We start from the raw sequence: 20,259 nt of genomic DNA on the forward strand, positions 1-20,259 counted from the left end.
CATATAATGAGATCAATATACAAAATAGTGGTCTGTTCTTTGTTAACGCTCTCCATCACTTCTTGTGAAAAAGACCTGCTTGAAAAAGAACAATATCAGAAAGAAATCTACCTGATCGGTGCTTACAACCGAGTATGGACCACAGAAGTAAGCTACAGTAACGAAGAAGTGAAAACTTATTTCACGGTCAGCAGTTCCGGTACATTAGCATTAGACCGAGATGTGAACGTAAAAATGAAGATCAACGAAGAGTTGGTAGATATTTACAATAAAAAATACTGGACCGTTCTGAATGAGGACAAATATTATAAATCACTGGATACTGATTTATATTCCATTCCTTCTTTGGAGAATACGGTAATCAAGCACGCTGAAGGTATTTCCGCCGAAGTTCCTGTGTTGATAAAGACAGCAAGTCTGAAGATTGACCAGTCATACGTCATCCCCGTCGAAATAGAAAGTACAACAGGATATCCGATAAGTGAATCCGGATATAAAATGTTGATTCTATTAAAATTAAAGAATGACTATTCGGGCAGTTACCAGATGAGTGGGCATACCACCTTAGAAGGAGAAACTCCGAAGACGATTCAGAAGCCTAAAACGATTAAGCCTACCGGAGTCAACACTGTCAGACTATTCTATGCCATGAACAACGAGAGCGACGAGAAAGCTGATATCCAAACGGGTACAATAGAACTGACCATCACGGATCAGATAGTGGAAGGCACTAATGATGTAAAGAAAGTTTTGATCAAAGCATGGGATGCTGAAAACGGACCGGTAATTATCGACTCAGGAGAAAGTACCTACAACACAACCGCCAAAAAGTTCAGCCTCAAATATACGATCGGTAACACGCTATATGAAGAGCAACTGACCAAAGAAAAAGAAGTTTTATAATACACGACAAATGAGGAGAAGAGGAGATTTCACGGCATTGCAAAAATGCCGCTGAAATCTCCTCTTCGTTTTTTCAACGGAGGACTTGTTTTTACATGATTCCTTGTTTTCCTTCTGCTAAATTCGTAATTTTACCGCCGATTCACGCAATAGGGGTGCCCTAACATGACAGGCTGAGAACATACCCATAGAATCTGATCCGGGTAATGCCGGCGTAGAGAACGAATAAATAAGCAAATATGGAAATGAATTATCTGGAGATATTCGGTACGTTTATCGGTATTATCTACCTGTGGCTGGAGTATCGCGCCAGTATCTATCTGTGGCTGGCGGGCATCATCATGCCGGCCATTTATATCTTTGTTTATTACGACGCGGGGTTGTATGCCGACTTCGGCATCAACATCTACTATCTGATAGCTGCCATCTACGGATGGTTCTTCTGGATGTGGGGACACGGGGAAAAGAAAAGTCTCCCCATTATACATACCCCGTGGAAATGCTATCTGCCACTATTCCTTGTGTTTATCGTGTCTTTCGTCGGCATCGCCCGGATACTTATCGAATACACAGACAGTAACGTTCCGTGGCTGGACAGTTTCACAACGGCGTTGAGCATTGTCGGAATGTGGATGCTGGCACGCAAATACATCGAGCAATGGTTTGCCTGGATTCTTGTCGACATCGTCTGTTGCGGACTTTATATCTATAAAGATCTCTATTTCACCTCCGCATTGTACGGACTTTACTCCATTATAGCTATCTTTGGCTACTTCAAATGGAAAAAAATAATGAACATGCAATGATAAACGAACACTATATACCCCAAGCCGTCATACTTGCCAACGGTGAATATCCTGCGCACGAACTTCCCCTGCGTCTTTTGGCAGAAGCCCAATTCGTCGTTTGTTGCGACGGGGCCGCCAATGAATATATTTCCCGCGGACATACTCCCGACGTGATTATAGGCGATGGAGACTCGCTCCTGCCGGAATATAAAAAGCGTTTTTCCTCTATTATCCTTCAAATTTCGGATCAGGAGACGAATGATCAGACCAAAGCTGTCCATTATCTGCAAAGTAAAGGGATACGGAAAATCGCCATCGTAGGTGCTACCGGCAAACGGGAAGATCATACATTAGGAAACATCAGCCTGCTCGTGGAGTATATGAGAAGTGGTATGGAAGTACGGACAGTCACTGATTACGGGACGTTTATTCCAGTGAGTGATACGCAAAGTTTTGCCTCATATCCCGGTCAGCAGGTCTCTATCATCAACTTTGGAGCTAAAGGATTAAAAGCAGAGGGATTGTTTTATCCGCTAAGCGACTTCACCAACTGGTGGCAGGGAACGCTTAATGAAGCAATAGCAGATGAGTTTACCATTCATTGTACAGGAGAATATTTAGTATTCCTTGCTTATTAAATCCCTGTTCCGGAAAAATATTCTTTCATCTGCCTTACTACTGATAGTTTTGTCTTACCCTGGATTTGGTTGACTACTATAAGTATCAACTAAAATGAATAAAAGATGAAAAAGAGTGACATGACCTTTAGTCCTTATCAGCTTGAACTTCTTGGCGATTTCTATCGTTCGAATTTCTCAGTTTCTCGTTTTGCCCAAGAAAAAGGGATTGCCCGCATTACATTTTGGCGTTGGGTTCGTATCTTTGAGGATTCTAATCCTGAAATATCCGCTTATATGAAAAAGAACAAGTCTCCCAAGTCCTCGGATGAATCCTCCTCAATTACTGCCTTACGTCTTGAGAATGAGCGTTTACGTGCAGAGCTTAAAGATGCTAAAATGCGTGCGCACGCCTTCGATACGATGATTGATGTTGCCGAGGAGATGTTTAATCTTCCTATCCGAAAAAAAGCTGGTACCAAACAATAAAAAGGCTTTGTAAAGGGAGGCATGCCTATACGGTGGTCTCTCTTTGCAAATTGTTTGGTGTAACAAAGCAAGCCTTTTATAAGTATGTTGACCATAGTACGGATAGTTCGGCCCGTGAACGTTTTGTTCTTGAGTTTGTCAAACGTGTGCGTTCAAAGGACCCTGGTATTGGGGGGATGAAACTTTGGCTGATGTACCGTAATGAGTTCGGCACCAGCCAGGCCTTTGTTGGGCGTGACTGTTTCTGTGCTATATTGTCCAAGTATAAGCTGACAATACGCAAACGTTTTCGGGCTCCACGTACGACAGACTCCTCTCATCACTTGCCACAGTATCCTGATTTAACCAGGACATTGCTATTAGAACATCCTGATCAGCTGTGGGTTAGTGATATCACTTACATTACCATATGGTTGCCTGACGGCAGTTATGTGTTCTGCTACCTGTCTCTGGTGACAGACGCCTATACGAAGGAGATCATTGGGTATTGCGTAGGTGATACTCTGGGAAGCTGTTACACAGTGGAAGCTCTGGAAATGGCAGTCAGACGCATAGCTGCAAAGGAGATTAAGGGTTTGATCCATCACTCCGACCGAGGCGTACAATATGCCAGTGCGGATTATATTGCCATATTACGACATAACGGGATTCTTCCCAGCATGACAGAGGATGGCAATCCCAAGGACAATGCCATAGCTGAGCGTGTGAATGGCATTATAAAGAATGAATTGCTGCAAGGAATGCGCTTTAGTTCAATACAGGAAGTCAGAAAAGCTGTAGCAACAGCCGTTCACTTCTATAACAACGAAAGGCCTCATATGAGCTTGGATATGCTTACCCCGGTACAGGCAGGAGAAATGCAAGGACCTATCAGGAAAAGATGGATAAGCTACAGAGAAAAGTATCTGAATGTAGCACTTGCTTAAAAATAAATATGTACATTTGCTTATGAAAAGACCAAGAATGCCCTGCTAGCGGGATAGAAAGAGGAAAAAGGGTGAGTTCCTTTCTTTTTTCTTCTTTCAAAGAGAAGAGTCAACCGGTTAAAGGAATAAGAAAAAAATAAGTAAACCGGAGGCAGGAATAATAAATAATAAAGTAAACAGCTGCCAGGGTTAGTAATATTTCTAGTCAACACATAGCAGCTATTAGAGATAAACAAGTCAACCATTATTAGGGAAGTACATTTCCTACTGTGGAACTATTATTTTTTTGCCTAATGAAACTTTAGTTTCACGGCCTTGGAACTAGAGTTTCCAGCGCTTGAAACTTTAGTTTCTGCAGTTTGGAACTAAAGTTTCTTCAGCTTGAAACTATTGGTTTCAAGGCTTTGGAACTATAGTTTCATTGCATGGAAACTAACTAAGCTAAGGTATTCCTGACTTATCATTCCAAGAGGTCAGTATATTATTGTAGCAGGATATAATAACACAGCGTGACTGCATTGTGATAGCATATTTTGCTATCACAATGCCGCGTCACGCTGTGCTGTCACCTCTTTATTAGTTTATAATCAGTGCGTTATCTATCATTTGGTGACAGATGACAGCAATTTTGGATATTTTAATTCTCTAGTAGAGCGGCTCAAAGCAATTTATTCCTTTTTATGTATGTTATGAGCTAAATGATAGTCGGTTCTATCTTCCATTCTCCTCCTTCGGGAAGGAGGAGTACCCGTAGGGGGAGGTGGTAGGTGAATACATAATCCTGTCATTTACAAAGAAATAGGTATAAACATTATTTCTCCTACCACCTCGGTCTGCGACCACTCCTCCTTCCCGAAGCTACCCTTTATACACATCTATTTTTTTTAAGAAATAGGCATATAAAGAGTTAAATTAATTAAGGCTATTCATGGTAAGCATAGTCATTATTTAATCTTTTTTTTCCTAATAACACCTTTAAATATTCCAATTTGTAAGGATTTAAAGATGTGTATAAAGGGTAGCTTCCCGAAGGAGGAGAATGGAGTTACTATTGTGTACTACTGTTTAGTTCATTCCTAAACAGATTTGAATTATTTCCGCACGTCATTTATTTTTTCCGGCAAATACAATCCTTCAAGTGATCGTTGATAAATCCCGAAGCCTGTAAGTGAGCATAACAAATCGTCGTTCCAAAGAATTTGAATCCGCGCTTTTTCATGTCCTTACTCATTGCATCGGATTCGGGAGAAGATGCCGGAATCTCGCTCAATGAACAAAAGGTATTGACAATAGGCTTTCTGTCGGGAAAGAATGAGAGAGTGTAGTCGTAAAAACTACCGAACTCCTTTTGTATAGCAAGAAATTGCCTAGCGTTGGTAATGGTCGATTTAATTTTCAGACGGTTTTTCACAATGCCTTCAAAGTGCATTAACCGTTCTACATCTTCATCAGTCATCTGTGCCACCCGTTCGGCATCAAAATCGCAAAAGGCTTTGCGATAACCCTCCCGTTTTCTGAGGATGGTTATCCAGCTCAACCCCGCCTGGGCACTTTCCAGCACAAGAAACTCAAACAGCGTCTTGTCGTCAGTGACCAAATTTCCCCACTCCTGATCATGATATTTCACATACAGTTCGTCGGTTCCACACCAACCACAGCGTCCGTTTACTATATCTTGCATAATTATTTCTTTTACACCTTGCTTTAAAACCCAATCAAACAGAAAGCAAATACTTCTTGAAGTCTGCAAATTCTTTCGTCATTTGCAAGCTCTTTTTCTCCCCTTTCATAAATTCCTGCAACTTGGCAGGTATTTCTACCGCTTCGCCAATGATACTTTCTACAGTTTCCAGGAATTTAGCAGGATGAGCAGTTTCAAGGAAGACTCCCGTTTCGCCTTGTTTCAGTCCTTCTTGCAAAGCGCGATAACCGCAAGCTCCATGAGGATCGAGCAGGTAATGATGTTCCTTCCAGGTTTCTTTCACCGTTTCGCGAATCTGTTCGTCGGTATATGTAGTTCCCGAAATCTCAGCAGAAATGTCAGCATGAGAACCGCCATACAAGTCAAGCACACGGGCAAAGTTGCTCGGATCACCTACGTCCATAGCGTTGGCTATGGTTGCAACGGATGGGCGGGGATTATATTTACCTGTTTGCAGGTATTGATAGAATATATCGTTGCGATTGTTGGCAGCAATAAAACGTTTGACAGGCAAGCCCATCTTTTTGCCGAACAATCCGGCTGTGATGTTTCCGAAGTTTCCGCTAGGAACACAAATCACGGCATTATCGGCTTTTCCGGCACGTTTCAGCTGTGCATAAGCATAGAAATAATAGAATGCTTGCGGCAGGAAGCGGGCTACATTGATAGAATTGGCGGAAGTCAGTGACAGATGTTCATTCAGTTCCTTATCCATGAAAGCAGCTTTTACCAGTGCCTGGCAATCATCAAACGTTCCGTCCACTTCGAGAGCGGTAATATTCTGTCCCAAAGTAGTGAACTGCTTTTCCTGTATTTCGCTGACTTTTCCTTTCGGGTAAAGTACATATACATGAATACCTTCCACACCCAGAAAACCGTTGGCAACGGCACTTCCCGTATCACCGGAAGTCGCTACCAGCACATTCACATCCTTCTGCCCTTCTTTCTTGATGAAGTAACCCAGCAAACGTGCCATAAAACGGCCGCCTACATCTTTGAAAGCCAGAGTCGGTCCGTGGAAAAGTTCCAGAGAATAGATGTTGTCCGCCACTTTCACCAACGGTACATCAAAGCTCAATGTGTCATACACTATTTGTTTCAGTGTATCGGTGGGGATGTCTTCGCCAAAGAAAGCATCGGCTACCCGATAAGCAATCTCCTGAAAAGACAAAGTATCTATCGTATCGTAAAATTCTTGGGGAAGAGGCTTGATAGTCATTGGCATGAAAAGTCCTCTGTCGGCGGCAAGCCCTTTTACTACAGCCTCCTGCAAAGAAGCCATCGGCGCTTGTTTATTTGTACTATAGTATTTCATTGGATATTCTTTTGATTCATAAATTCTTTTATAAACTCATCTTCTTTCAGCACACCGTAACTGCCATCGCAAGCCGATATCTCGTCATACGTCTGCACTTCATCCGGTTCGATGCCCGGATACCAGATAAGGAACGGTATAGGGTCGGAAGTATGGGTGCGAAGTTCGCAGGGAGTAGGATGGTCGGGCAATACGGCAATCGCCACAGGCTCGTCCCAGTCCTTCACTGCTTCGTAGATAGGACCTACAGCACGTTTGTCGAGGTTCTCTATCGTCAGGAGTTTCAGGTCGATATCTCCTTCGTGTCCCGCCTCATCACTGGCCTCGATATGAAGATAAACGAAATCGTCCGTCTTCAGTGCTTCCAGAGCGGCAGCTACTTTATTCTCATAATTTGTATTATACAGTCCGGTGGCTCCCTCTACCGCAATACGGCGTAAGCCGGCATAATATCCGATTCCGTTAATCAAGTCGACAGCCGAAATAACTGCTCCTTTCTTTACTTGCGGAAAGGTTTCGGAGAAAGCAGGCATCTGCGGACGATAGCCGGGACTCCAGGGCCAGATGCTGTTTGCAGGGTCCTTGCCTTCCGACATCCGTTTCAGATTCAACGGATGGTTCTTCAGCAGTTCCTGTGATTTAAGAATAAGATCATTGATAAGGTCCGCCGTTTCCTGCGCTTCCGGCACTAAGGGTTTCACCATTAACGGGCGGAAAGGTTTCAACGGGACATCGTGCGGAGGGGTGCAATCCAGTTCTTTATTCCCCCCCTTGATAACAAGCAGATGACGATACTGAACTCCTGTATGGAAGCGTACGCGGTCATTCCCCAGCTTCTCTTGCAGATACTGGATCAGTACATCCGCTTCTTCCGTAGATATATGTCCGGAAGAGTGATTCTTCAGAATCTCTCCTTCCACACAAATCAGATTACAACGCATCGCCATTTCTCCCGGTTTCAGGTCTACACCGATACTGGCTGCTTCGAGCGGCCCGCGTCCTTCGTACACTTTCGGAAGATTATATCCCAACACGGACATGTTGGCAACCTCACTACCCGGATGGAAACCTTCGGCAACAGTTATCAAACGTCCATTGCGTCCCATGCGGGCTAACTTATCCATATAAGGCGTCTTCGCATATTGCAGGAGCGTCTTGTCCCCCAATGACTTCACTGGCCAGTCGGCCATTCCATCTCCCAGTATGATAATATGCTTCATTTTAATAACCCTTATTTAAACGTTTGCGATACTCATGATATCAGCGAATACTCCCGCAGCCGTTACTCCGGCACCGGCACCGTATCCTTGAATCATCATCGGATATTCTTTATAGCGTTCCGTAGTCAGCAAGATGATGTTGTTGCTGCCTTCCAGTCCGTAGAACGGATGGTTGGCACCCACTTCCTGCAGGCCGACAGAGGCTTTTCCGTCTTCCAGTTTGGCAACAAAGCGCCAATGTTTATGTTCTTTCTCCAATACCTGACGACGGGCTTCGAAGTCTGCGTCGAGGCTCGGCACTCGTTTCCAGAAGTCATCCAGCGAACCTTCGAAGAAGTCGTTCGGGACAAAGAGATTCTTTTCTACGTCTTCCTGCTCGATGTGATATCCGGCTTCACGTGCCAGAATCACCAGTTTGCGGATCACGTCTTTTCCGCTCAGGTCGATACGCGGGTCCGGTTCGGAATAGCGTTCTTCCTGTGCCATCTTGATCGTGCGGCTGAAAGGAATGTCAGCGCTGATCTTATTAAAGATATAGTTCAATGTACCCGAAAGTACAGCTTCAATCTTCAGTATCTTATCACCACTGTGAATCAGGTCGTTGATGGTATTGATAATCGGCAGTCCCGCACCTACGTTTGTTTCAAACAAGTACTTCACACCCCGTTGACGGGCAATCGTTTTCAGTTCGCGATAGTTCTCGTAAGCCGAAGACGCAGCGATCTTATTGGCTGCCACTACGGAAACGTTGTGCTGTAAAAGGTCTTTGTAAAGTGATGCAATGTCGGGGCTTGCCGTACAATCCACGAATACGGAGTTGAAGATATTCATTCCGACTATTTCGTCACGGATCGTCTGCAAGTTACTATCCTTGCCTTTCTTCTGCAACTCCTCACGGAAATTGGCAAGGTCAAATCCCTCACGACTGAACATGGCTTTCGCAGCATCGATGATACCTACGACGTGCAACTTCAATCCGTTCTCCATCATCAGTTTCTGTTGCTGGCAACGAATCTGTTCTACCAGACTGCCGCCAACCGTACCGATACCACAGATAAAGAGATTCAATACCTGATATTCGGACAGGAAGAAAGAGTCATGGATAACGTTCAGAGATTTACGCAATGACTTGGAATCGACAACAAAAGAAATGTTGGTTTCCGAAGCTCCCTGCGCACAAGCGATTACATTGATACCATTACGTCCCAGTGTACCGAAGAGCTTCCCTGCTATACCCGGTGTATGCTTCATATTCTCGCCAACGATTGCCACCGTAGCCAGATTTCTCTCTGCAAGGATCGGAGAAATCTCTCCCATCTCGATCTCTTTCGCAAATTCTTCATTCAGCACTTCACAAGCCAGATCGGCATCAGCGTTCCGAACACCGATAGAGGTACTGTTCTCTGATGAAGCCTGCGAAACAAGGAATACACTGATTCCATTCTTTGCCAAAGCCTTGAAGATACGGTAGTTTACACCGATCACACCTACCATACCCAGCCCCTGAACAGTGATCAGACTCGTATCATTGATAGAGGAAATACCTTTAATGGCCTTACTCTGCGGATTGGAAGTCTCTTGCTTGATAACTGTTCCCACTCCGTCAGGATTGAACGTATTCTTTATTATAATAGGAATATTCTTATGACATACCGGATAGATCGTCGGCGGATAAACAACTTTCGCACCGAAGTTACAGAGTTCGGTTGCTTCTACATAGCTCAGTTCGGAAATAGTATAAGCTGTTGAGATCACACGCGGATCGGCAGTCATAAAGCCGTCTACATCGGTCCATATCTCCAGACTGCTGGCATCGAGCGCTGCGGCAATAATGGCAGCCGTATAATCCGAACCACCACGACCGAGATTCGTTACGTCTCCCGACACCTTATCCGAAGAAATAAATCCGGGAACCAACGACACTTTCGGAATGGAATGGAAAGCCTCTTTTACCAACTGATTAGTCAGATCGGCATCAATCGTATGTTTATTATGCTTCTTTTCAGTCTTGATAAAAGTACGTGAATCAAACCATTTTGCCTCATCGATCAGTTCGGCAACGATGATGGACGAAAGACGTTCGCCATAGCTGACAATGGTATCCGATGTTTTCGGGGAAAGGTCTCTGATCAGATAGATACCCTGGAAAATGTCTTTCAACTCATTCAGCAATTCGCCAATCTGACGTTGCAATGCCACTTGCCCTGCTCCGGCAGGTATCACTTCTTTAATCATCTCCACATGACGATAGACGATTTCGCGGAACTCTCCTTCGTAGGCCGAATCTCCGGCTGCCGCCATCTTCGATGTATTAATCAATTTGTCAGTGATGCCCCCTAACGCGGAAACAACTACAATTACCGGCTCGCCGGCCGACTCTACAATTCTCTTTACACTTAAAATGCTGTTCACGGAACCTACGGACGTTCCGCCGAATTTCATTACTTTCATGAAGATACATATTTAAATACAATCCCCTCGAGTATAGTTATTACAGGGTGATTGGTTGTTTACGAAAAAATTAAATTTGAGTTTTGCCTACTTACACAGGCGTGAATCACGTAGATACACAAATACTATCCATTAACCCCAAAGGGTCATGGTACACATGGATGTGACTGTATGTGGATAGTACTTCATCATAGTCTCTGTTTCTACCATTGTTTTTGATAAGTGTCGCAAAAGTAATAATAAAAACGTTCAATCTATCACTTTTTTCGGTTTTTTTCTGATAAAAAGAACATCCCGTCTCTTTTTCCTCCCATAAAAGTCCTCCACTTTTATGACATTTTGCTATTTATATATCGTTTATATTATTATATTTGCAAAAACAACAGCATAAAACCAGCATATGACCCCGTTAAATACTTCCGTATTGTTAATATACACCGGTGGAACAATTGGAATGATTGAAAACACCGCAACAGGCGCATTGGAGAACTTCAACTTCGAGCAACTCCAAAGGCATATCCCCGAATTGCAAAAATTCAACTTCCCGATTGATACTTATCAGTTTGACCCTCCGATGGACTCTTCGGACATGGAACCCGATATGTGGAGAAAGCTGGTACACATTATTCATGAGAACTATGATCTCTATCATGGCTTCGTCATTTTGCACGGAACGGATACGATGGCTTATACAGCCTCCGCCCTGAGTTTTATGCTGGAAGGACTGGACAAACCTGTGATCCTTACGGGTTCCCAACTCCCGATAGGGGTGCTCCGCACGGACGGAAAGGAAAACCTGATGACAAGTATCGAAATTGCCGCCGCACAGGATAAGGACGGGAAAGCACTCGTTCCGGAAGTCTGTATCTTCTTTGAGAATCATCTGATGAGGGGAAACCGTACGACAAAGATGAACGCCGAAAACTTCAACGCATTCCGTTCATTCAATTATCCGGTATTGGCGGAAGCGGGTATTCACATTAAATATAATCAGGCACAGATTCATGTCAACAAAAGCAAGCAGGAGTTAGTGCCACATTATTTATTGGATACGAACATCGTGGTTCTCAAGTTATTCCCCGGCATTCAGGAGAATGTAATAGCTACGATGTTAGGGACCAAAGGATTAAAAGCGGTCGTACTCGAAACGTATGGTTCCGGCAATGCTCCCCGAAAGGAATGGTTTATCCGCAGGCTTTGTCAGGCCAGTGCGCAGGGGATTGTCATTGTCAATGTAACCCAATGCAATGCCGGAATGGTGGAGATGGAACGTTACGAAACAGGGTACCAGCTGCTACAGGCAGGAGTGGTCTCCGGATATGACAGTACGACAGAGTCGGCCGTGACTAAATTGATGTTCTTATTGGGACACGGATATACTCCGGATGAGGTTCGTGATTGTATGAATCGGTCGATAGCTGGTGAGATCACTTTATAAGGACCTTTTGTTTAATGCATTGAACAAATTTTATCCGAATTTGTTTTGCGCGTTGAACAAATTATGCCTATTTTTGTATTCCATAGAAAACAAATAAGGATATGGATACACTAATCAGAAGATATAAAAGGTTACTAACAGCCACTTCCACTACTTATATCAGGAGCTTAATGGATACAATCAATTGGGATAACCGACTGATTGCCATCCGCGGAGCACGTGGAGTCGGAAAAACGACTTTAATGCTTCAGTACCTGAAACTTCATTATGCAAACGATAGTCAGAGCGCTTTATACACAAGCCTGGATAGTCTGTATTTCACTCAACATACGCTTAGCGAATTGGCTGAACAGTTTTATCTGAAAGGAGGAAAATGTCTCTTTCTGGATGAAGTACATAAATATCCATCCTGGAGCAAGGAGATTAAAAATATATATGACGAGTTTCCCGAACTGAAAATAGTATTCACAGGCTCCTCCTTACTTCAACTTCTGAATGCAGAAGCAGATTTGTCACGCCGATGCATATCATACAATATGCAAGGACTCTCTTACCGTGAATATCTAAAGCTATTTCATCAGATTCATATCCGTCCCTATACATTGGAAGAGATCTTGGAGAGCAGTGACGGAATTTGCAATGAGGTCAACTCTCAGTGCAGACCACTGGCTCATTTTGAGGATTATCTGAAACATGGGTATTATCCTTTTTATCTGGAAGGAAATGCAGAGTATTATACACGAATCGAGAATATAACGAATTTGATACTTGAGATTGAACTTCCCCAACAATGCGGAGTAGATATCAGTAATGTACGGAAATTGAAAAGCCTGTTAGGCATCCTTTCCTCCGAAGTTCCGTTTATGGTGGATATCACTAAGCTCTCTGCCCTGGCAGAACTCTCGCGTACCACCATTCTGGCCTATCTGCAATATTTGGACAGAGCCAAGTTAATTCATCTTCTTTATTCGGACAATGACTCTATCAAAAAGCTACAAAAACCGGATAAGATATACATGGAAAATACCAATTTACTTTATGCGCTGACTTTCAAGGATGTGAACAAAGGCACATTGAGAGAAGTATTTATGGTGAACCAACTTTCTTATCTGCATAGAGTAGAATACTGTACACGTAGTGCAGACTACACGATAGACAGCAAATACACGATAGAAGTTGGCGGAAAAAGTAAGGACGGAAAACAGATAGCTGGCAGCAAAAAGGCATTTATAGCCGCAGATGATATAGAATATTCAGCAGGAAACAAAATTCCGTTATGGGCATTCGGGTTCTTATATTAAAGGAAAAAGAAAATGGCAAAAGAAAAAACCGTATATGTATGCAGTAACTGCGGACAGGAATCACCCAAATGGGTGGGTAAGTGTCCGTCGTGCGGAGAATGGAATACGTATGTAGAAGAAATCGTACGGAAAGAAACGACCAACCGCCGTCCGGTATCGGGCATCGAGACGCAGAAAGCGAAACCTGTTATCCTCAGCGAAATAGAAGCCGATGATGAGCCGCGCATCAATATGCACGACGACGAACTGAATCGTGTATTGGGCGGAGGACTTGTGCCCGGCTCTCTGGTTTTGATCGGCGGCGAACCGGGAATCGGAAAATCGACACTCGTCATGCAGACTGTCTTGCGTATGCCGGACAAGAAGATTCTCTATGTATCCGGTGAAGAGAGCGCACGACAGCTGAAACTACGCGCCGACCGCCTTTCGGAAGTCTCCAGCGACTGTCTGATCGTTTGTGAGACTTCACTTGAACAGATTTACGTGCATATCAAGAACACCAGTCCCGACCTGGTCATTATCGACTCCATACAGACTATTTCCACAGAAAATATAGAATCATCTCCCGGAAGCATTGCCCAGGTAAGGGAATGTTCGGCATCGATTCTCCGTTTTGCCAAGGAAACGCATACGCCGGTCCTGCTAATCGGACATATAAATAAAGAAGGCAGTATTGCAGGCCCAAAGGTACTGGAGCATATTGTAGATACAGTTCTCCAGTTTGAAGGAGACCAGCATTATATGTACCGTATTCTGCGAAGCATCAAGAACCGATTCGGAAGTACTGCCGAACTAGGTATTTACGAAATGCGTCAGGACGGATTACGTCAGGTCAGCAATCCTTCGGAGTTGCTGTTAAGTCAGGATCATGAAGGGATGAGCGGAGTAGCGATTGCTTCTGCTATCGAGGGAGTACGCCCGTTCCTGATTGAGACACAGGCTTTGGTAAGTTCTGCCGTCTATGGAAATCCTCAACGGTCGGCAACCGGCTTTGATATACGGAGAATGAATATGCTTCTGGCTGTCCTCGAAAAGCGCGTAGGCTTCAAGCTTGCGCAGAAAGATGTGTTTCTGAATATTGCCGGAGGATTGAAGGTGAATGATCCGGCTATTGACCTGGCAGTGATCAGTGCCATCCTTTCTTCCAATATGGATGCGGCTGTCGAACCGGAAGTCTGTATGGCAGGAGAAATCGGTCTGTCGGGAGAGATACGCCCCGTGAATCGAATAGAGCAGCGAATCGGAGAAGCGGAAAAGTTAGGATTCAAACGGTTCCTGCTTCCTAAGTATAATCTGCAAGGGATTGACACCCAAAAACTAAAAATAGAATTAGTACCTGTAAGAAAGGTAGAAGAGGCATTCAGAGCACTCTTCGGATAAGTTTAAATTAATATAAATCCATGACACAAGAATACCAACTCCGCATCCTTCCCGAAATCGCAGCAAACGAACAGCGACTGAAAGAATATATATCTAAAGAAAAAGGCATTAACCTGCGTAATATCACTGCTACCCGAATACTGAAACGGAGCATCGATGCACGTCAACGGACTATCTTTGTCAACCTGAAAGTACGGGCATACATTAATGAGATGCCCAAGGAGGATGAATTCGAACGCACTATATATAATAATGTGGAAGGCAAGCCACAGGTTATCGTAGTCGGTGCCGGTCCCGGCGGACTGTTTGCCGCCTTACGCCTCATCGAACTCGGACTACGTCCGATTATCGTAGAAAGAGGAAAAGATGTGCGCGAACGGAAAAAAGATCTGGCACAAATCAGCAGAGAACATACCGTAGATCCGGAATCGAACTATAGTTTTGGCGAAGGAGGCGCAGGAGCCTATTCGGATGGAAAACTTTACACCCGTAGCAAGAAAAGAGGAAATATAGACAAGATACTGAATGTATTCTGTCAGCACGGAGCTTCTGCGGCTATACTGGCCGATGCCCATCCTCACATTGGGACAGACAAACTCCCGCGTGTCATTGAGAATATGCGGAATACGATTATCGAGTGTGGTGGAGAGGTGCATTTTCAGACCAGAATGGATGCACTGATTATTGAGAACAACGAAATCAAAGGTATTGAAACCAACACAGGAAAGACTTTTCTCGGTCCTGTGATACTGGCAACCGGACATTCCGCAAGGGATGTATATCGCTGGCTGGCTGCAAACGGTGTTACGATAGAAGCCAAAGGAATCGCTGTCGGTGTCCGGCTGGAACATCCGGCTATGCTGATCGACCAGATACAATACCACAATAAGAACGGGCGGGGGAAATACCTTCCTGCTGCCGAATACAGCTTCGTGACACAAGCTGAAGGCAGAGGAGTTTATAGCTTCTGTATGTGTCCCGGCGGTTTCATTGTTCCTGCCGCCAGCGGACCGGAACAAGTTGTAGTAAACGGAATGTCTCCTTCTAACCGCGGATCGCGTTGGAGTAACTCAGGAATGGTGGTAGAGATTCAACCGGAAGATTTTATAAGTGGAGAGTTGAAAATGGAGAGTGGAGAGTTGGCTGCGCAACAAAATGCGCAGTTATTAGCCATTAATCCATTGCTGAGCAATTCTCAGCTCTCAACTCTCAAGACTCAACTTACTCCCCTTCACTTTCAGGAGGAGTTGGAACGTCAATGCTGGTTGCAGGGTGGCAGGCGCCAAACGGCACCGGCGCAACGTATGCTGGACTTTACTCGCAAGAAATTAAGTTTTGATTTACCGGAATCTTCCTACAGTCCGGGGCTGATTTCTTCTCCGCTTCATTTTTGGATGCCGGATTTTATCAGCAAAAGATTATCTCTCGGTTTTCAGCAGTTTGGGCGTACCAGTCACGGTTTCCTTACGAATGAAGCGGTGATGATTGGTGTGGAAACCCGCACTTCTTCGCCAGTCCGCATCGTACGGGATAAGGAGACGTTACAGCACGTCACTGTTCGCGGACTGTTTCCCTGCGGAGAAGGTGCAGGGTATGCAGGTGGAATTGTTTCGGCAGGAGTCGATGGAGAACGGTGTGCGGAAGCGGTAGCTAATTATATCAATCATTAATAAATATTCTACGGTCAAATGAACTACAAACCTGAAATAGCCATTATCGAGTCCAATACCCTCACTTGTCTCGGACTGAAAAGTATATTGGAAGAAATTATTCCAATGGCAACTATCCGTACTTTCCATAGTTTCAGTGAACTAATGGATGATACCCCGGACATGTATGCCCATTACTTCATCTCGGCGCAAATCTATGTTGAACACAATGCCTTCTTCCTCCCCCGAAAGCGGAAAACAATTGTGCTGGCCAGTGACAGCCCGCAATTCCAACTGTCGGGTGTGCCTGTACTCAATATCTACGAACCCGAAGAGAAACTGGTGAAAAGTCTTTTGAAGCTTCATCAACATGCACACCACAACGGCTATCCTGTAAAAGATATGCCCCCGATTGCCATGCCGGAGGTACATCAGGAAATCTTATCTGCCCGTGAGATAGAAGTACTGGTTCTGATTACCAAAGGATTAATCAACAAAGAAATTGCCGACAAACTGAATATCAGTCTGACTACCGTCATCACCCACAGGAAAAACATCACGGAAAAACTTGGAATCAAGTCTGTATCAGGATTAACCATCTATGCCGTAATGAACGGATACATAGAGGCGGACCGAATCTGATTTCTTAAAATATGAGGCATAATCCTAATAAATGAGGATTGCCTACCTTATATATTTGCCGTTACTTTGCACCAGACAAATTAACTGCGAATGAAAACAAAGAATATTATGATTGCCCTCACACTCCTGACGACAGGAACAACATGGGCTGAAGATTTCCCTAAAGATTCTCTTAAAGTAGTAGACATCGAAGAAGTGGTAGTGATCGCCACTCCGAAAGAAAACCGGAAACTACGTGAGCTGCCGGCAGCTACAACTGTATTGTCACAGAAAGACATGCAGGCTAACCAAGTGAACTCCGTGAAAAGATTATCCGGACTCATTCCGAATATTTTCATTCCGGAGTATGGATCAAAGCTGACTACTTCTATCTATATTCGGGGGATTGGTTCACGTATCAACACACCGGCTATCGGACTCTATGTAGACAACATACCCTATATTGATAAATCAGCTTTCGATTTCAACTACTCCGACATAGAACGTATTGATGTACTCCGCGGTCCGCAAGGAACTTTGTATGGACGTAATACAATGGGCGGGCTGATCAAGGTACACACCAAGTCACCTTTCACATATCAAGGTACAGATATCCGTATGGGAGCAGCAACTTATAATGACTACAATGTATCGTTAACACATTACCACCGTATATCCGACCAATTCGCCTTTTCTACCGGAGGATTCTACGAACATACCGGAGGATTCTATCAAAACTCTGCACGCAATAATGAACGGGTAGACAAAGGCAATGCAGGAGGTGGACGGTTCAGAGGTATTTATCTGCCGAAAGATAACCTTAAACTAGACTTGAATGTCAGCTACGAATATAGTGACCAAGGAGGATATCCTTACTTTTACACAGGCATCACCCAGGAAGGCGTCAACAAGGGAAAGACTGAAGAACGGGAAGAAATGATCGGAAAGATTGCATATAATGATAGAAGCAACTACTACCGTAACCTGCTGAATGCAGGATTTAATGTCGAATATCAAGCCAAGAATTTCATCCTAAGCGCTGTTACCGGTTATCAGCATCTGAAAGACCGAATGTTTCTCGACCAGGACTTTACTGAAAAGAACATATTCAATCTTACCCAGAAGCAGAAACTAAATACTATTTCAGAAGAAATTGTGCTTAAATCGAAGCCCAACCGTAAGTGGGAATGGACAACAGGTATCTTTGGATTCTATCAGACATTGAATACAGACGGTCCGGTTACCTTCAAAGAAGACGGGGTAAAAGAAACTATTGAAGGAAATACCAACAGCATCTTTGAAAATTTAGGGAATAAAGCACCTAAGATGAGCATGAGTGTTCTTAACCCTACGTTAAAAGTCAGTGGCAACTTTGATACTCCAATATGGAACGGAGCCATTTTTCATCAATCAACCTTCAATAACCTTTTTACCAAAGGACTATCCTTCACTGTAGGTCTTCGTCTGGACTACGAAAAGATGAGTATGAAGTACAATTCGGCAAGCGACCCACTCAACTTCGACTTCAACTTTGCCATGGGCCCTATGGTTATTACCGCCAAAGACCTGATAGCAGATGCTGCCTACAATGGTAAACTATCTGAAGATTATGTCCAATTATTACCCAAGTTTGCCTTACAATACGAATGGAGAAAAGGCAATAACGTTTACGCTACAGTATCCAAGGGTTACCGTTCGGGAGGCTATAATGTCCAAATGTTCTCTGATATAATCACTGGGCAACAGGCGCACTCGATGGTAGAAGCCATTAAAAAAAGTGCGGAGTTCGAAAAATACAGCACATTGATTGAAGGAATGATAGGAGACAAAATGCCTGCTATACCCGAAGTAAAAGATGCAACCACCTATAAACCGGAATATTCATGGAATTATGAGGTGGGTACTCATCTCACTTTGTGGGAAGGAAAACTCTGGGCCGACCTTGCAGCTTTCTATATGGATACCCGTGACCAGCAACTCTCTCAATTTATCGGCAGCGGTCTTGGACGTACCACAATCAATGCAGGCAAAAGCAACAGCTACGGTGCAGAAGCATCCCTCCGCGCCAGCCTGACCAACGAACTAAGTCTGAACGCAAGTTACGGATATACGTACGCCACCTTTACCGACTATATTATAAATGAAGCAGACAAAGATGGCAACCTAACAGTAAAAGCTGACTACAACGGCAAATATGTTCCCTTCGTCCCCAAGCATACGCTTAATATCGGAGGAGAATACGCCATCACCTGTAGCTCCCGTTCCATCTTCGACCGTGTTGTATTCCAAGCAAACTACAATGCTGCCGGACGCATCTACTGGACGGAACTGAATGATGTTAGCCAATCTTTTTACGGCACACTGAACTGGCGTGCAAATCTTGAAAAAGGGAATGCAATGATCAGCTTCTGGGCACGTAACTTCCTGGACAAAGACTATGCAGCCTTCTACTTTGAAACGATGAACAAAGGATTTATGCAGAAAGGACGTCCCGTACAATTCGGAATAGACCTCCGCTGCCGATTCTAAGAAATAACAGATCAACTGTTCATATAGTCCTTTGGAGACATACCAGCACAGCGCTTAAAGAACTTCCCGAAGAATGATTGATTCGAGAAGTTCAGCTGTTCGCTGATCTGCTGAATGGTCAGCTGACTATCATTTAGCTCAAAACCGTACGGGCATGAACATGAACTCTATAACATTGCCAACAGAACTCTATATAACTAGATCTCAACAACTTATAGTTTCCTATCATTTCCTGCAATGGAAACTGTCGTTTCCCGGTGAGGGAACGGCCGTTCCTTTTAATGGAAACGACCGTTCCTTTTAAAGGGAACTGGCGTTTCCTCCGAGGAAACCAACGCTTGCTCCATATAATACTGATGCTTGATCTATATGGACTAACAACTTATCTATGAACAGACTGCATGAGAAAGGTAGCGCACAATTAAAGTATTCTTTGATAAGCAATGCGCTCTGTCCCGTTCTTGACATAGATGATGCCACAGCGCTGAAAGCCGTATTTCGCCAGAATATGCTGCATAACTTTGTTATCCCGATGTGTATCCACACGGATATTCTCAAAATGTTCAAAGCACCAGTTCAGACAGGCTTCCGATACGCCTTTCCTTTTACCGCTGGTAGCCATCCGGTGGATGACACCGTAAGGTTCGTCATTAAGCCATGCACCTTCATAAATATTCAGATAAGTAGGATCTTCGCCTAATATAAAGCAGAAAGTTCCCAATATTTCCCCTTGTTCGTCCGTACAGACAAAGCTATGACCGTCTTCTATCTCCTGACGGATAAATGATTCGGACGGATAGCCGTCAATCCATTGGGTTGCATTCCCATTGGCACGCATAAAAGCACGGGCATAATCATAAATCTCCATCACCAAAGGGAGATCTTTCAATTCGGTAAGTCTGATTTCCATCATTCAGAAGTATGATTTGA

Annotated in this window: 16 protein-coding genes, 1 pseudogene and 1 riboswitch; of the genes and pseudogenes, 11 read left to right on the forward strand and 6 right to left on the reverse strand. The window is 44.0% G+C overall.

Features of this window, described 5'->3' with window-relative positions:
* Window positions 1-6: 6 nt before the first annotated feature.
* From BT_RS12105 to BT_RS12125, 5 genes are all read left to right on the forward strand, one after another.
* Window positions 7-903 carry a BT_3044 domain-containing protein gene (locus BT_RS12105; RefSeq protein WP_011108278.1) on the forward strand — a complete coding sequence of 299 codons (897 nt, stop codon included), beginning with the start codon at window positions 7-9 and terminating at the stop codon, window positions 901-903.
* A gap of 141 nt (window positions 904-1,044) precedes the next feature.
* Window positions 1,045-1,140, forward strand: a riboswitch (TPP riboswitch).
* A 2-nt stretch (window positions 1,141-1,142) separates the two neighbouring features.
* Window positions 1,143-1,709 carry a nicotinamide riboside transporter PnuC gene (gene pnuC / locus BT_RS12110; RefSeq protein WP_011108279.1) on the forward strand — a complete coding sequence of 189 codons (567 nt, stop codon included), beginning with the start codon at window positions 1,143-1,145 and terminating at the stop codon, window positions 1,707-1,709.
* The gene (locus BT_RS12115; protein ID WP_011108280.1) at window positions 1,706-2,329 is read left to right on the forward strand and encodes a thiamine diphosphokinase; all 624 of its coding nucleotides are present in this window, start codon (window positions 1,706-1,708) and stop codon (window positions 2,327-2,329) included. The genes pnuC and BT_RS12115 overlap by 4 nt, the downstream gene beginning before the upstream one ends.
* A 105-nt stretch (window positions 2,330-2,434) precedes the next feature.
* Window positions 2,435-2,797 carry a hypothetical protein gene (locus tag BT_RS12120; RefSeq protein WP_008765457.1) on the forward strand — a complete coding sequence of 121 codons (363 nt, stop codon included), beginning with the start codon at window positions 2,435-2,437 and terminating at the stop codon, window positions 2,795-2,797.
* Entirely contained in the window at window positions 2,794-3,723 is a 930-nt protein-coding gene (locus BT_RS12125; RefSeq protein ID WP_105100199.1) for an IS3 family transposase, read from the forward strand. The genes BT_RS12120 and BT_RS12125 overlap by 4 nt, the downstream gene beginning before the upstream one ends.
* A 1,108-nt stretch (window positions 3,724-4,831) precedes the next feature.
* On the opposite strand, the gene BT_RS12130 is transcribed toward BT_RS12125, so the two are convergent.
* Genes BT_RS12130 through thrA form a run of 4 tightly spaced genes read right to left on the reverse strand, consistent with a single transcriptional unit; the run spans window position 4,832 to window position 10,411 of the window.
* A complete protein-coding gene (locus BT_RS12130; RefSeq protein WP_008764076.1) occupies window positions 4,832-5,404 on the reverse strand; it encodes a DNA-3-methyladenine glycosylase I in 573 nt (190 codons plus the stop codon).
* Between the two features lie 34 nt (window positions 5,405-5,438).
* Entirely contained in the window at window positions 5,439-6,740 is a 1,302-nt protein-coding gene (gene thrC / locus BT_RS12135) for a threonine synthase (RefSeq protein ID WP_011108281.1), read from the reverse strand.
* On the reverse strand, window positions 6,737-7,960 hold the full coding sequence (locus tag BT_RS12140; protein WP_008763759.1) for a cofactor-independent phosphoglycerate mutase: 1,224 nt from the start codon (window positions 7,958-7,960) through the stop codon (window positions 6,737-6,739). Before BT_RS12140 ends, thrC begins: the two co-directional genes overlap by 4 nt.
* A gap of 15 nt (window positions 7,961-7,975) precedes the next feature.
* The gene (thrA, locus tag BT_RS12145; protein WP_011108282.1) at window positions 7,976-10,411 is read right to left on the reverse strand and encodes a bifunctional aspartate kinase/homoserine dehydrogenase I; all 2,436 of its coding nucleotides are present in this window, start codon (window positions 10,409-10,411) and stop codon (window positions 7,976-7,978) included.
* A 400-nt stretch (window positions 10,412-10,811) separates the two neighbouring features.
* On the opposite strand from thrA, the gene BT_RS12150 reads away from it, so the two are divergent.
* The 6 genes from BT_RS12150 (at window position 10,812) to BT_RS12175 (ending at window position 19,329) form a co-directional block, all read left to right on the forward strand.
* Window positions 10,812-11,849 (forward strand): asparaginase, encoded by a 1,038-nt coding sequence (locus BT_RS12150; RefSeq protein ID WP_074859600.1) that lies wholly within the window; start codon window positions 10,812-10,814, stop codon window positions 11,847-11,849.
* A gap of 101 nt (window positions 11,850-11,950) precedes the next feature.
* Window positions 11,951-13,150, forward strand: coding sequence for an ATP-binding protein (locus BT_RS12155; protein ID WP_008763756.1), 1,200 nt, complete (start codon window positions 11,951-11,953; stop codon window positions 13,148-13,150).
* Window positions 13,151-13,162: 12 nt separating this feature from the next.
* Window positions 13,163-14,530 carry a DNA repair protein RadA gene (radA, locus tag BT_RS12160; protein WP_008764082.1) on the forward strand — a complete coding sequence of 456 codons (1,368 nt, stop codon included), beginning with the start codon at window positions 13,163-13,165 and terminating at the stop codon, window positions 14,528-14,530.
* Window positions 14,531-14,550: 20 nt separating this feature from the next.
* On the forward strand, window positions 14,551-16,200 hold the full coding sequence (locus BT_RS12165; protein WP_011108284.1) for an NAD(P)/FAD-dependent oxidoreductase: 1,650 nt from the start codon (window positions 14,551-14,553) through the stop codon (window positions 16,198-16,200).
* An 18-nt stretch (window positions 16,201-16,218) separates the two neighbouring features.
* A complete protein-coding gene (locus tag BT_RS12170; protein WP_008763753.1) occupies window positions 16,219-16,821 on the forward strand; it encodes a response regulator transcription factor in 603 nt (200 codons plus the stop codon).
* Between the two features lie 90 nt (window positions 16,822-16,911).
* Window positions 16,912-19,329, forward strand: a complete 2,418-nt coding sequence (locus BT_RS12175) for a TonB-dependent receptor (protein ID WP_162303106.1) — start codon at window positions 16,912-16,914, stop codon at window positions 19,327-19,329.
* Window positions 19,330-19,340: 11 nt separating this feature from the next.
* Here BT_RS12175 and BT_RS12180 read toward each other — a convergent pair.
* Both BT_RS12180 and BT_RS12185 read right to left on the reverse strand, forming a co-directional pair.
* Window positions 19,341-19,466: pseudogene (locus tag BT_RS12180) on the reverse strand (helix-turn-helix domain-containing protein); the annotation flags it as partial.
* Between the two features lie 284 nt (window positions 19,467-19,750).
* A complete protein-coding gene (locus tag BT_RS12185; RefSeq protein WP_048696696.1) occupies window positions 19,751-20,239 on the reverse strand; it encodes a GNAT family N-acetyltransferase in 489 nt (162 codons plus the stop codon).
* Window positions 20,240-20,259: the final 20 nt, after the last annotated feature.

This window comes from Bacteroides thetaiotaomicron VPI-5482, assembly GCF_000011065.1.
GTDB lineage: Bacteria > Bacteroidota > Bacteroidia > Bacteroidales > Bacteroidaceae > Bacteroides > Bacteroides thetaiotaomicron.